The sequence below is a fragment of the Paenibacillus sp. FW101-FHT12H11 genome, assembly GCF_058790355.1.
Genome location: NZ_JBYTCO010000008.1, coordinates 321,397 through 337,357 on the forward strand (window position 1 = coordinate 321,397; position 15,961 = coordinate 337,357).

General features: G+C 48.5%; 4 protein-coding genes. All 4 read right to left on the reverse strand.

Translation table 11 applies throughout. The features are described 5' to 3' along the window. Positions 1 to 362 precede the first annotated feature (362 nt). The 4 genes from AC3WTJ_RS25775 to AC3WTJ_RS25790 all read right to left on the reverse strand — a co-directional run bounded on the left by AC3WTJ_RS25775 (position 363) and on the right by AC3WTJ_RS25790 (position 15,725). Positions 363 to 6,041, reverse strand: a complete 5,679-nt coding sequence (locus tag AC3WTJ_RS25775; RefSeq protein ID WP_492524250.1) for a family 43 glycosylhydrolase — start codon at positions 6,039 to 6,041, stop codon at positions 363 to 365. A 209-nt stretch (positions 6,042 to 6,250) separates the two neighbouring features. After that, positions 6,251 to 10,591, reverse strand: a complete 4,341-nt coding sequence (locus AC3WTJ_RS25780; RefSeq protein ID WP_492524251.1) for a 3-keto-alpha-glucoside-1,2-lyase-like domain-containing protein — start codon at positions 10,589 to 10,591, stop codon at positions 6,251 to 6,253. A gap of 119 nt (positions 10,592 to 10,710) precedes the next feature. Beyond that, entirely contained in the window at positions 10,711 to 11,304 is a 594-nt protein-coding gene (locus AC3WTJ_RS25785; protein WP_492524252.1) for a TlpA family protein disulfide reductase, read from the reverse strand. 179 nt (positions 11,305 to 11,483) lie between these two features. Beyond that, entirely contained in the window at positions 11,484 to 15,725 is a 4,242-nt protein-coding gene (locus tag AC3WTJ_RS25790) for a PA14 domain-containing protein (RefSeq protein ID WP_492524253.1), read from the reverse strand. Positions 15,726 to 15,961 lie beyond the last annotated feature (236 nt).

Consider the following 15,961-nt stretch of genomic DNA (forward strand, 5'->3'; position numbering starts at 1 on the left):
TTACAACCTTAGTGTAATATTTAACCAGGTAAAGGTCTTTACACGTAAAAGTCATTTTTTGCTTTATTCCGTCATAGTGGATGAAAACCGCTAGAACTCTCCCACCAAAGGGAACTACAGGACGCTATTCCAGGCAAAACAGCCGCTTTTGGCATCCGAGGGGAACTACAGGGCTCTATTCGCTCGATCAAGCAGACATATCACTCAATCATGACGAAATAGCGGACCATAGTTCTCACTACCTCATCAATTGGCTGCAATTAGTCCAAATAGCGGACCACAGTTCCCCAACACTTTGCCAAGCGCCCTCCTCCCGCCAATAAATACAAAAAGTCCGGCCAATTGTATGGCCGGACAGTTGTTTATTGCATGATCGCTCTCGCAACAATGACAAGATCTGCGATATCCACTTTGTTATCCATGTTGACGTCTGCTTTCTTCCCTGCCGTGTCCCAATCCGCATCGCCTTGCTTCTTGCCATACGCTGCCGCAACGATCGCTAAATCGCCCACGCTAAAGCCTCCCGAATTAAGGTCGGCATTGATTTTCTTCGCTTCAAAAGCAGTAACTTCCTCTGCCAGCATGTTAATGGCCGCAATCAGCTGCTCCTCTGTTGAAGCGCCATTGCCTGCAACAAGCGCAGCTTGATCGATGGCTGCTTGCAAGGCCGCTTTGGCGCCTGCCGCGTAGAAGCCATCTTGCGCAGCTTCAACGGCTTGATCATGCTTCCTTTGAGCCGAAGCGATCGCTGCCAAGAGAGCAGCTCTATTCCCCGTTGGATTTGCTGGCTCCTTAAGCTCAAGAATAAGCCTGTCGACCTCAGCAAAGTTCGTCTTTTTAGTCAACTTAATCGTGTTCAATCCTTGATTTAACGTTACCGTTATGGAAGACGGATTGTAACGACCCCAGCCGAATTGTTTGTAATCAATGACTTGATTAGCGCCATTGTTGACGAAAACATCGTGTTGGGAAATGACCGTGCCACCCGTTCCGTTAGAAGCCATAACCGTCATGGTATATGTGCCCGCTTCTTCTACGTTGACGTTAAATAAGATATAGTCGCTGCCAGCCGTGTCCACATAACCGACTACTTTACCGCCGGAAGCGTCGTCCGAGCTGTTGACTCTTGCATTTCCGCCAAGAACAGCGTCCTCTGCCTCATAGCTGTACAGGGAGACGGACGGCGTGCCGGATGGTTCTTGAACCAACGAGCCATATGCCACCGGTATGCCAAAGTTTGGCGTGCCATCTTGGTTCCAGGTAAATTTTTGCGCACGAACGCTACGATTGCCCCAGCTTCCGCCGGATTTAAGATCAGCATGGTACACGATCCAATCCTCCGTACCATCCGGGGACTTGGTGAAGCTGTTATGTCCCGGACCGAAGGCACCCGGAGTTTTGCTAAATACAGGACCCGACTTCGTCCAAGCAGCAGGATTCAACACATCGCCATCCGTATTCGTCAACATGCCTAACGTATAATCATCCGTCCAACTGCCGCTTGCCGAATAGACGATAAAAATCTTATCATCTTTCATCAAAACCTCCGGAGCTTCATTAATGCTAGGTGGTGCGCCTATCAGTTCCCAAGCTTGATCTGGCGTAGACAACAGAACTCTAGGGCCGCTAATTGTCCAAGGATTGCTCATCGGAGCGATGTATAAATTTTGACTGACATTGGTGTCGCCTTCCCAGCCAGACCACACGAAGTACATGGAGTTATCGCTTTTCGTTAAGACCGTGCCGTCAATAGCCCATTTGTTTGTGGCATCTGCAATCTTTCCTTTCATCGTATAAGTTCCTTGCGCGTCTTGCGAATCGCCTTCGATCACATACATCCGGTGATTATTATTGTTGCCATCATCCGCTGCGACATAGATGTACCATTTGCCACTCAAATACTGAATCTCAGGCGCCCATAGTTCCTTCGAATACACTTGTCCAACAGGCGGTGTATAGACCGTTACGCGAGGTACGATTCCGATATCTTGCAGGCGTTTGGCTTTCGCTACCTGAATCGAACCGTCATTCTCCGATTTTACATAATAATAGTAGCCATCCTTAAATACAACGCTCGGATCTGCCGAACCCGCACCACTGGACACAGGGACGATCGGGTTTTTGAACGTACCGCTATCCGTAACTGTCACCACGGCTGAAGCGCTAACGCCTCCCGCTGCGGTAACCGTAATGGTCGCTGTTCCTTTGTTAATCCCTTTCACGTATCCGTTGTTGTCAACTCTCACCGTACCTGTGTGGCTGGAGCTCCACGTTAACTGTCGGCTAGAAGCATCTTCAGGCGCAATCGTAGCTGTCAGTTTTTTCGTTTCGTCGACCTTTACAGTTAATGTTGCTGCATCCAAAGTAACAGACTGCACACTTTTACCTGAATAAACAGGTGTTAAGGCTTGTTTAATTAAATTCGCGTGCGACCATTTCACATGTAAGCTTGCGTCGCCCGTTGCATGCACATACTCGACTTTAATCGGGTACTGTTGGCCGGCTGTTAAGGTAATCGTCCCGGTTTTTTCTTCTCTTGTACCGCTTGTTTTATTAACGACTAGTAGCTCGCCAATCCACACTCTAGCGATGTTGTCGCTATCAACATAGATCGTGTGCGTTCCTGTATTCGCAGGCTGCACAGTCCCCATCCATCGTGTTGAGAAATGGTCTTCGCCAATTCCGACGCTTGGATCGGAAGCTCCTGTCCCCTTCTCATCCCCAAGGTCAAAATCAATTTTTGGCGTGATGGAAGATTTGGCTAACGATGTAAATTGATCATCTTTGTAATAGTTCACGTTGAATAGGGGCAGCGTGTCGAATGCAGCACCTGTCAGCGCTTTAATATCATTGACATCCCAAGGATGTCCATCCGGATACGCGATTCCATGGAAAGGCATCGTCGGTTCCGAAGTCATCGGATTCGTGTCCGATCCCCAAGGGAAACGTGTGTTATCCCGGCCAATACCAAACTCCCACATGACGTAGCCAATGCCTTTATCCCCATAGTGTTCCACGATGCCCGGAACGGTTTGTGTCGAACGGTTCATGGCTTCATCCGCAAGAATGCCCTTGTTGACCCCGTAAGGAGTCGGATAGTCCGCCTCATAGGGATGCCAAGTAATGAAGTCCGAAGTAGCTTCACCGCTAAATTGGCCGGCTGTTGAAGACACCGGGTGCACGGTGTCGATTTCTTTGATCCAAATCCGCGCATCGTTCATAATTTGCTTCGTGATTTGGTCCATAAGACCGGTCTCGCCATTGCTTGGTTCATTATAAATGTTCCAAAAAGCAATTCTCGGATCGTTTTTATGCGCTGTTACGACACCTTGTACATACTCCTTCAAGTCTTGCTTGTTAGCCTCATAGTTCGCTTTCACTGCATCGCCCGGACCTTCTACCCAACGGCTGTTATGCGCACCGTATCTAGGTGGCAACTGAGGCCCCATGACCGGATAGTCATCCCAACAATCGTCGAAGAAAGCAAGCTCGACCTTAATGCCATGTTTGTCGGCAAGTGCCAAGAAATCTTCCAGATTGGCAAGCAGCTTGGCGCTGTTATCTTTCCACAACAAGTTATGCACGAATACCCGCACAAAATTGATGCCATACATTTGCGCATATCCTAATTCACGATCGTTGATGTCATGATCGTACTCATTCCATTGTTGAATCTGGTTCACCACATTGGTTGGCACGAAAACCGCGCCTTTTACCCAAGACCAGTCATAGGTCGGCATCTGAACTTCGCCCAGGTCTTTGACAAATAGATTGTCATAGCTGGTCGCAACATAGTGCGCTCTGACACCGATAGCTCCCGTCGTATAGGAGGTATCTACCGCACTTACAATATGCTCACCATCGATATAAATATCGATATGGCTGCCTACTGCCGTCACCTTCATATGATAGGCTCTATTTTGCTGGATCGGATATAAAATGGAGGCCAGCTCTTTCCAGTTGTTGTTGAATTTGCCCAATTGAACACGGCCATTAGAAGTGATTCCTGCATAATAGCCCTTCAAATTATCTCCGCCATTGCTAGGATCCGTAACACGGAAGATTAAACCGGCATTATCGTTATTTACGCCGTCTTTCATTGTGATATCCGCTTCGTATTCAAAGTTGCTGAACGAAGTGCCATCCGCTACGGATTTGTATCCTGGGCCTTTATCCGTTATTTGATAGGCTTTGCCGGATACATTCCATGTGCCTTGGTACGTCTTCCAGCCGTTCGCATTGTCGTCGTCGAAATCATCCGAGAAAGTACGGCTGACTAACGTAAACGTAGCGCTTTGCTCCGCTGAATCGAGCATGCCGCTTTTGGTCGCGTAAGCTTTCACCGTCGTAGTTGCCGTCAAAGTGATAGGTCCACTGTAAACAGGCGATGCAGCGGTAGGGAAACTGCCGTCTAAAGTGAAGTGGATATCGGCATCTGCGGTCGAGCTCGTTAATGTGACGATTTGCGTATTAGGGAACGTACCCGATGCTGGACTAATGGCCGGCGCTGCAACTGGCAGCACAACCGCCGTCAAGCGCTGCAAAGAGACATTGTCGTAGGTAACCGCTTTATCATCGTTCCAAGCTCTCAGCCCAACAGTACCTGATGCGTACGTTGCGTCTATAAAATCAAATGCAAGCTTATCATTCACATAGATGTAGAAATGCGTCCCAACACCAATCACTTTCAGATGATTGTAGGCATTCGGGTTGACACCGCTCACAACCGTTGACGCGATTTCCGTCCAGGTGCCGGACGCACCCGCTGTGCTCATTTTGCCGACTTGAAGCTTTCCAGCAGCGTTCATACCAGCGTAGTATGCATTAACTTTATCTACGCCGTCAGCCGGCGCCGTCGCCCGGAAAATGACTCCGCTATTATTCGCGATCGCATCCTGCGGATTCACATCCACTTCAAACACGAAATTTTGATAAACCGCATCCACGACCGACTTTGCACCTCTTGGATTCACAGCCATATAGCTGTAAACGCCTTGTGTTACTGACCAGGATGTCGGGGTACCTACTGCCGCACCCATATAATTCGTCCAGCCGTCCGCAACGCCATCGCTGAAATCATCCGCGAAGACTTGCTCACTCTGCGCAATGATGTACGAGGCTGTCACCACATCCGAGACCATTTCCCCTGCTTTTTCCGCATAGGCTTTAAGGATCGTATCCGATGTTACCCCAATCGGTGACGTGTAGATGGGAGAAGTCGCATTCGGCAGTGTGCCGTCAAGCGTGTACCGAATCGTCGCCCCGTCTGTCGCCGAAGTCATGGCAACGTGCTGCGCACTGTCGTAAACCCCGGACGTTACGCTAAACTCAGGCGCAAACGTCGCTGCAGCGCTATACGCTTTTGCTTCAAGATTATCGAAGGTCGCCCCGCCCCACCATGTTCGAAGACCAATGGAACCGGAGGATGTAATCTGCTTGCCGTCATTATCGATGAAGTCAATCTTAGGCGTATTCATATCCTCAACGAAGATCTGAATGTGATTGCCTACCGCGACGACTTTCATATGGCCGCTCGCATAAGGATACGGCACTTTCTGCAATTCCTTATATTCATTGCCACCCGCCCCGGTTACCCTCGAAAGCATAAGGGTCTTGTCCACACGCAGAGCTGCGAAGTAACCATTATACCCATCCGGCACGTTACCTGTTAGCGTTGTGACCCGGAACAAAAGCCCCGATTGATCATCATTGATCCCGGCAACTTGAAGATCCGCTTCATAGACCAGATCTTTAAAATTTGTGCTTTCATACACCGTCTTTAAGCCAGGTGCGCCAGTCGATTTATACTGCTTGGCCGCATTAACCGTCCAACTTCCTCTGTTCCCGGCATCCGCCGACCCATAGGTTGTCCAACCATCTGCATTGCCATCACTGAAATCCTCTCGAAATACAGGCAATGGATCTCCTGCTGCCGCCGAAACCGAGGCAACAGGCAAATACGTGACTGCCATGCATAAGAGCAGCATATACGCCCATACTTGTCGAATCTGTTTGTGTTGAAAAGCAAATACTCTGTTCAAACGAAATCCTCCCCCTTAAATCACCTATGTAACCATGCTGTGGTTATCTTCATCATGATGGATACAGCACTTTTTGTATTTAGATTATTTGGTTTTCCTTTATACTTTTCAGACAAGAATCCGATTCAGCGCAATCTATCCATCCGATTCAAAGAAAGACGCTCCGCACAGATCCACCTCGTGGTCTGTCCGGAACGTCCCTCTTACACCTATTGCAGAATTTTTTGCGCCATGATCGCTAAATCTTTAATGTCAATTTGATCATCGTTAAACAAATCAAATTGTTTGTATTTCTCCCAGTCCGCGTCCTTGGAAGACTTCCCGTAGGCGGCCGCTAATATGCCTAGATCCGCGATGGAATATTTGCCGTCTCCATTCGTATCTCCAGGGCTGGCCGTTAGGACTGAATTCAAGAAGCTGTTCAAAGCTTCACGCAATGCCACGATCGCTTGCTCGACTTCACCTTGTGTCGATGCTGTGTTATCAGCGACGGCTTTGGCTTGACTAATCGCAGACCAGAGAGCAGCCTTCGAGCCAACAGGATAGTTGCCTGGACTTGAGCCTTCGGTTGCGGTTTGATGCTTATCTTGTGCCTGAGCAATCAAATTGTTCAAGGCTGCTTTGTCAACGACAGTTGCGATTTGCAAGCTGTGCGTAACACTATCGAGCTGTGTTTCTATGCCGTTGGCATCAGCAATAACAGCTTTCGTTAACGTGATGTTCGTGCTGCTCGGTTGGGCAATGGATTTGGCTTTCCACTTCAGCTTCAACAAGTGATCATTGATATTACCTGCTCCCAAATTAACCATAATGATACGTACCTTACCAGGAGTTTGTAATTGATCTACAACTTTAAATCCTTCCTTCAGCTCATCTACACCTACATATTCCACTAGATTAGGGTCGTAGCTAATGTTTAAATCCTCGGCATAAACACGCTCAGTAACGCTTGTGAATCCTAATTCAACGTCAAACGGATCACTCGCCTGAACTTCGGCAGGTCCCGTCAAAGTCGCAGAAGCTGGAGTAGATGGTTCGGTTACAGCGGCTTGCAGCGGTCTAACGACAATATAATCCAACTCATAGAAACCAGTGCCTTTCATGAACGTGATCGTGTTGGAGCCCTCGTTCAGCTCGACTTTCACAGGGATCGCCATAAACCTGCCCCAGTTTTGAGTACCTTGGAGCTTGAACGACTGTTCCTTGCCGTTCACGAGCATTTTACCTGTCGCAGCTGTAAAATCACTGCCATTGGCAAACCAGACATCAACCGTATACGTACCGGCTGCTGCGGCCTGAATATCCCCAAACTTCACATAGCTATCCGCGTAGTCAATTTCACCTACATAGCTTTTACCGGATGCATAATTGTTGTTTGTATTCACTTTTGCTTTGAACAACTCGGCTTGTTCAGCCTCATATTTAATGGAAGCGACGGCGTCCGGATTCTCGGTCAACTCCGGGAAATAACTGACCCGCAAGTTCTCCGCCCCATATGGAACCAGCGTAATGTTCTCCGTCGGCTCTGTCGAAAGCAGCGGCCCGATTGGCGGTTCGGAGGCTTCTACATTGTTGGCCGATTTGCCCCATGCAGGAATCTTCTTCGCTTTGGCAATCAGCTTGACTGGACTAGTCGCCTGGATGAAAGGATTCTCAGGCATTGGCCCCTGCACAACCTCAATGGATTCCTCCGGATGTTCACGGTCAATCAATAACCCGTAGTTCCACGGTGTTTTGGAAAGCACACGGAACTGGCTGAACCCAAGCGCTGTGCTATTCAATCCTGGCACGGCTGCAATCGGATTCGATTGTACTTGCCAATCTTCTTCCACTTGAAGAGAGAACACGAGTGGACCGCGTTCGATCCCGACGGAGTTGTTAACCCACGTCGATGTTTTCAATTTCATTGGCACCGTCAGAACAACATGATCACCCGCTGCCCATGTTCTGTCGATCGTCAGGTATTCTCCCGCCTTCACAGCCGCCTGAGCTTGGCCGTTCACCGTAACCGTCGGTTGATCCGCCCATGCCGGAATTCTTAGCTTGAGTGGAAAACTTACGGATTGTGACGTGTTCACTTCAAACCCGATTTGATCTTCAAACGGATAGTTCGTTGTTTCTTCAATCGTTACATTGGCATTCTTAATCTTGGTCGAAACGCGGCTTGGCCCATAAGCAATAACGCCAAGTCCACCGTCATTCGTAGCTGCCCACATATTTTTCACAAAATACGGCCAACCCATATGCATATTAAAGCGGCAGCAAGGGAAACCGGAAGTCGGGGAAGGCATCATCCCGTTATCATAGTTTTGCTTGAAGCCATGATCGGCAATATTGCTCTCGACCTGATTCGGCAATGAATAATACTGATGTAGCTTCAAGTCCTTATCCATCGCGCCCGGCAATGAATTGAAGGCAATTTTCTCAAGCGCATCGCCAATGTGAGGATCCCCGAGAATCATCGCCGCCTCTTCATTACTTTGCATCCGCTCGGTAATCGCACAGAGCTCTACGCCCTGCGTAGACGCAATGCCGGCCAACATCTCTGTACCGGATGGCATTCCCGTAATTTGTGCATGCTTGGTCAAATTCTCAACGCCTGCTTGGAAGGCATCACGATCCACATTGTCATGTGATCTTTGATAATAAATAGCCGGCATTTTAATCGCTTCATTCACGTTAACGGAATGAGTCGGCTGGAAGTCATTGCCGAAATTCTGGAAACCGTCGTTCGTAAACGTATCCGTGATCGGATACCCTTGTCCAGCCAGTGTATCAGCCAACTGCAATAAGAAAGCGTCATCCGTCCGGTTGTACAACCAAAGTACCGTATCGATATTATCGCCTACCCGCACTTTGCCCCAGTCTCTGAGTGGTCGTGCCGGTAATTGAGCGGCTTGGTAGTGGAAATAGTTCGTCATGAACGTAAGCACACGAGCATCATTCGTAGCTTCATAGTAATCCTTCATGACATAGAGCGCGACCATGCGTGGCCACCAATCATCGCTGCTTTGGGGACCAAAGGAACCGTCCGCTTGCTGGCTTGCCAAGATGGCTTCAATCCATTTTTGGGATTTGGCAATTAAGTTCGGATCTTTCAGCGTGTAAGCTAGAGGCACTAGTCCCTTCAAATAATAGACAGGACGCTCCCAGTCCGAATCCGGCGCTGTGCCGCCAAGCCAAGCAGCGTTCGTACTGAGTTCTCCGTATAAATCCTCAGCATATCCTGTAGCCCCGTCGCGCTGAAGTTCAAGCTGCTTCAGCAGCCAGCCTTTGGCTTCAACTGAACCAAGCGGCAGCGGGATAAAAGGCGTTTGCACCAGTGGATCCTTATTCGCTACAGGTGAAGTGAATTCTTTGTCCGGCACCACATATTCACTTGCGATGACATTATCGTAGCTCGCCTGCGCACGGTAACTTCGTAAACCGATTCCGCCTTTCGTATATTTCTGCGGGCTGTCGTCCGTGAAGGTGAGGACGGGTTTTTGGGAATCGTTTACATACACTTTAATGTCATTCTGATACGTGACGACCTTCATGTGATAGAAACGATTCGGATCGATCGTATCGAACACTTTGACTTGCTTCAGCGGGGTCCAGTTATTGTTCATGCGGCCAAGTGTGACCTTGCCATCGCCGCTTAAACCGGCATAGTAACCTTTTACATTATCGGCCCCGGGTGTTGCGCTTTGTGTCTTAAAGAGCAGTCCTGCATCTCCTGTACCTGTATCGCTCGGCAGTTTAATATCGCTTTCCAGCGTCATATCTTGGAATTCAGCGTCCTGAGCCAGCATTTTGTAACCGTCACCTTTATTGACCGTAATGGCTCCGGATTGCAATTTCCAGCTTCCATCCACCACATTCCAATGTTCAATCGTTTGTTCTGCCGGCGTATCGAAGTTATCCGATAACAACGTATCGCCTCCCACGGATTTCACTACTATATTGTCGTACGATGGCGTTGAATTGTACATTCTAACGCCAACTCTACCTTGAGTGTACGTGCTGTCAGTTTGCTGCAAAACTAACACATCATTGACATATACGTTGATTTGACTGCCTACTGCAGAAACTTTCAAACGATAATCCGTATTCGGATTAATGGTTACATTGGAACGCTTTAATTCCGTCCAATTGTTGCTCATGCGGCCAAGCATGACCGCTCCTGTTCCGGTCGCGCTAAGTCCAGCATAATAACCACGCACATTATCAGCGCCTGGTGTTGCGCTTACAGTTCGGAATAGAAGGCCAGCGTCTCCATTACGATCAGCCACACGAATATCTGACTCAATCGTAAAGTCGCTCATGTCATCCTTGTTGGAGATCGCTTTATAGCCTTGGCCTTTCGCTACCGACAGTCTGCCAGCATCAATGGACCATGGGCCTTCAATGGCATTCCATGTATCGTTTATCTTCATTTTATCGAAATGATCTGCAAAATAGCTAGGTATTTTTTCCACTTCCGCCGCCTGCACCGGATAGGGAGATAACATGGTCAAATATAAAGCAAAAATAAGCAATTGGACGATTACCGTTTTTCCTTTTAACACAGGACACCTCTTTTCCTAAAATAAATCAAATCTTACCCCTTGTAACTAGACACAGCCACGTTGTTATGTAAGTCGTCAGCCGTCAAGCTGTCTCCTCCTTTCCATAAAGTTGAAAGCTGTTAAGGCTCCGCAAGATGCTTGATCTTTTCTTCCAGTTCCAGCGGATCTACCATGTGAAACGTATCCATGACATAGCCGTTTTTATCGATTAGAAAAACAGTCGGCAGCGCATGGAGCTGGTATAAATCAGCGGCGTGTTTGTGCTCATCCAGCAGGATCGGATACTTGAGATTGTTCTGTTTGACGAACTTCTCAATATTTTCCGGCTTTTCTTCGGTGGACACGTTGATGCCCAGAAAATCAACTTGATCCTTGTACTGTCCATACAGTTTACGCAGCGTGGCCACCTCAACCGAGCAGGCTTCACACCAGCTGGCCCAGAAATGAATGACAACCGGCTTCTCCCGTTTGCCCCCAATCGTATGATACGAACCGTCCAGTGCTTTTAAGGTAAAAGAAGGCGCTTTGACATCATTGGTGCCTGCCTTTTCCCCTGAGCTTGCCAAATTCACGATGCTCTCCAGCTTGTGGACATCCAAACGCTGCCCGTCGCCGCCTGAATCAGGTTCCGTACTTTTGTGTGCGAAATGCAGATACAATGGCAAGCAGCTTAGCAGTAGAATGCCAACTAGCACACTGATCATCTTTTTCATGTGAACCTCTCCCTGAACGTTGTTTACCCTGATTATATCCATGTGAAAAAAGGGCGTCTTTACGCGATTAGGCGAAACTTTGCGCGATTCTGACAAAAGTTCAGGACAAGGCATCTGATGGCGCAAAAAAAGTCGCCCAACCCCAATAAATCCTGAAGTTAGGCGACTTTCCTATCCGTTTATTCTAAAATTCTTTGTGCCAACATCGCCAAGTCGACAAGGTCTACGCGACCATTGTTGTCCAGATCCGCTTGTTTGTACTTATCCCAATCTGCGTCTTGCGACGTTTTGCCATAAGCGGCAGCAACAATAGCCAGATCGCCGATTGAGTACTTACCGTCGCCATTCGTGTCACCGGAATTGCCAGTAACAACCGACTGGTTAAAGGCTTGCAACGCACTATTCAGTTCAGTAACCGCTTGTGCAACCTGCGCATTCGTCGCATTCGCGTCGTTAGCAACCAACGCAGCTTTGTCGATAGCCGCTTGTAACAGCGCTTTGGCGCCAGCAGGATACTGGCCAACGGCTGTACCTTCCGTCGCACCGTCATGCTTGCTTTGCGCAGTAGCGATGAGAGAGTTCAACGCTGTTTTATCGACATTAGCAAGTATGCGAATGCTTTGCGTGGTACCGTCCACAGCCGTTTCTACGCCTTCACCGTTCGCCAAAACAAGATTAGAAAGTGTAATCGTGCTGGTGATATTCTCCCCAGTCGTCTTCGCCTTCCAATGAAGCTTCAGCAAATCGCCGTTGATACTCGTACCGCTCACATTTACGGTAATGAGACGGACCGAACCCGGCGTTACTTTCTTATCGAGAAGCTCTAAACCGCTTTTCACGCTTTCTGCAGATACAAATTCGAGTTGATTCGCGTCATACGTCACGCTTACATCTCCCGCATACACACTTTGCGTGACACTGCTCAGGCCAAGTGTCGAATCAAACGATTGCTCGCTTGTGACCGATGCAGGTCCAGTTAACGACGCCGTAGGATCATTCACAATCGGGCCGGCCGAGAAGTAATCGAACTTAGCCGGGATGGACGTCCCGTCAGTTGCGGAGAATGCATAGAATCCTACTTTGAGATTCGATAATTGAACCGTAACAGGGTCTGCAGCCTGCTTCCAGCTGGAACCATCCCAATAATAGGTCGTATAAACGTTACCTACCTTACGGATTTGCAGGTACGATGTATCGTAACCTGGATGTGTCGCCATATGCCCGGCTTTGGTGTATGTGGCATTTTTCTCGAAGGCGGATTCCAGGGATTTCCCTGTTGCGCCGTCTGTATCCCACACATGCCCAAACTTCACATAGTTATCTTCGTCCTGCCAAACGAGCAGCCCGGCTTGCTGGTAGTTCTTCCTTACCTGCGCATCAACCTTCGTTGTGATGACAAAATCGCCGTTAGGCGCGTTTTGCAAGAAGGCATTTTTCAGCGCATTGGAATTGCCAAAGCTATCGCCTGTAAGCGTTTGAATCGTTAGCTTGCCAGGGTTGGTCGTCAGACTCCAATTCGCGTTATTTTGACGGTAAATACTCCAATTGCTGTTTAGCGTAGTGCTGTCGAAGTTATCCACCGTGGAGCCTTTTGGAAGCGGATCGTTCACACTAGCAAAAACGCTATCCTTCTCAGCTTTCAGGTCATTTAGCGCCTGCTGATAATTGCTCGCAGTGGCATTGCTGTCGGCAAGTACCTGCTTAGCGGATTGAATGACACCTTGGAAATGATCCACTACAGCTTGCGGGTATTGGCCTGGCTTCGTACCTGCGGTCAGCTTACTGAAAAAGAGCTCAGCGTCCTGAATGCCGCTGGACAAATCGCCGGCCGTTACCGTGCCGATTAACTCGCGGTGAGCTTTGGCGATCCGGTCAAAATCGAGTTTCTCCACTTTGCGGTCATAGGATAGCAAGCCGTTAATCTCATATTCGACGTCGCTGATCTGCGTATAAACCGCTGCGCTCAAGCCAGGATTGCCTTTGAGATTTTTCAATTGGTTAATGTAATCGATGTATTTGTCCGTAATCTCTTTTTTGCTTTTCATCTCTTGATACGAGAATACGAGCGGACTCCATTCATGTCCCGGTGTATGCAACCCGAGCCCACCATATTCCCCGAGTACAGCAGCACGTGTGTCCGTTGGCTTCGGTGAATTTGGAGCCGGGTAAGCATGCATATCAACCAAATCGCCTGCACCGGAATCCTGCCAGCCGCTTGCGTTGTTAATTAAACGCGTCGGGTCAAGGCTTTTCACATAATTGGTCGCATCCTTCGTCTGCTGTCCGCCCCAATCGAATTCGCCCCAGCCTTCATTAAAGACGGTCCATTCAATAATGGATGGCACACTGCGAAGCTGGTCGACCATTTCTTTGTATTCCTTCAGCCACTGCGTTTTGGCAGCTTGTGTGATATCCGCGCCATGATTATTTTGGCGATCCTCCAAGCTCGGCATATCCTGCCAAACGAGGACGCCTAACTTATCCGCCCAATAATACCAGCGAGCCGGCTCTACTTTAATATGCTTACGGATCATATTCATACCGACTCGTTTCACGGTTTGAATATCATATTTCAAAGCGTCTTCCGTCGGTGCTGTATAAATACCGTCCGGATAAAAGCCTTGATCCAGCGGCCCCATTTGGAAGACAAATTTGCCGTTCAACAGCGGTCTTGTAATGCCGTCTACTTTCCCTAGCTTGATCTCCCTCATCCCGAAATAGCTGTTAACTTGATCGACAACTTGATCCCCGTTTTTCAAGCGAACTTGCAAATCGTACAAGAAAGGATCATCCGGCGTCCATAACCGAGGATTCGGAACTGGAACTTTCAGCTCCGTACCGGCAGGACCGCTGATTCTTCCAACTTCCTTACCGTCCTTCGTCGCAATGGCTTCAACGGTGAGATTGTTAGCGGCTCCCGCAGGAACGGTTAATTTTAACATTTGATTCGTAAGATCCGGCGCCATATCCAGCTTTTCAATATGAGCCGGTGCGACAGGCTCCATCCAAACCGTTTGCCAAATCCCGGAGACGGACGTGTACCAGATGCCGCCGAGTTTTTTCACCGTTTGCTTACCGACAGCCTGATCTTCCCCCATATCCGTATTATCCAGTACATGAACGATCAGTTCATTATCGCCTGCTTTTAATTGATCAGTGACATCGAAGCTAAATGAAGTGTAACCGCCTTTGTGCTCGCCAACCTTCACACCGTTGACATAAACCGTTGTCAAATAATCGGAAGCGCCGAAGTTCAACATCACGCGCTGCCCGTTCCAATCATTTGGAACCGTGAATGAACGCTTATACCACATGAGATTTTCTACGCGTTTAATGCCCGAAAGCACCGACTCCGCAGCAAAAGGAACAACGATTTTCTCCTTCAATGTTTGCCCGGTTGGCAGCGCCTCCCCGACCTTAGCCGACTGGAATTGCCATTCCCCGTTCAAGTTCTGCCATTTATCGCGAACGAGCTGCGGCCTAGGGTATTCTGGAAGGACATGATCCTTATCTACTTGGCTTGCCCATGGCGTCGTAATTTGATACGTAGAATCGTTTTTCAACATTTTATCGAATGCCTGAACGACTCTGCCATCCTGATCCACTAGGCCCGCCTGGCCGTCATAGCTTGCCTTAACTAACCAAACATCCTTTGAATACACCGGATACTGGAAAGTAACCACGATGGTGCTGTTATCGCCTTGTTTGAGCGCTGCCGATGCGATCGGCCAGTTGCTGCCCATGACACTAACGTTGAAATGATTAACAAATCCTTCTGGAAGCGATTGCAAAGGTTTATCTAATTTAACTTCCGCCGTCGCTCCATTGACGGCTACGCTGCCCCCATAGGAGAAACCGCTTGGCGGAGTAAGCGCCTCCGTCGGGATCGCGGACTTCGGTGTGGATGGACTCGACCAGCGCATGTGAATATTAGATCCACCCGTATTCTCAAAGTATTCAACCTTAATTGCATATTTTTGCCCTGCTACCAATGAAATTGGCGCTGCGACCTGTTCTTTGTCCCAGTCGTTGACCCAATGATCGATGACCAGTTTGTTGTCAATCCAGAGCCGGAAGCCATTGTCACCAATGATGGAGAACGTGTAGTCTTCGGAAAACTGCGGTTCAATGAACCCGCTCCAACGCACATTCACATTATCCTGCTGCCCGGTTAGAATCCCAAGCGCGGTCTCCAAGTTGCCGAAGTCCAAATTGGGATCAAGTACGGTTGATTTTAACGTGCCAAAGTTAAACTGCGGTGAACCCGAACTTGTGTAGTACTCCCCTTTTAAGCCATGAACAGCCGGCTCATTCGCCACTTCCGCAGCTTGTGCTTGAAGCGTCATCAATGGAGCCGTTGAGATCGTTCCGAATGCACAAGCAGCAATAAGCAGCAGATTAAACGTCTTCTTTAACTTCATCCTATTCCAGCCTCCTGATTACATAAATGATGAATGGGCGAGAGCATTGAAATCTATTAGCTTCGCTTTTTTTCACATTAACTCCTTTCATCCTATTCATTGGAAGATCACAGATACATTATGTAACAATGGAGACAGGAAGTATTTAGGTTATTCCGCCTTTTTGTGCGTTTTCTTGCCATTTCGCTTAGGATGCTTGCGGCCATGCAAAGAACAAGCGCAAAGACAAAAAGGAG

Bases quoted from the DNA above. Each gene is read 5' to 3' on its own strand.
- AC3WTJ_RS25785 (WP_492524252.1), bottom strand. From the start codon at position 11,304: ATGAAAAAGATGATCAGTGTGCTAGTTGGCATTCTACTGCTAAGCTGC.
- AC3WTJ_RS25790 (WP_492524253.1), bottom strand. From the start codon at position 15,725: ATGAAGTTAAAGAAGACGTTTAATCTGCTGCTTATTGCTGCTTGTGCA.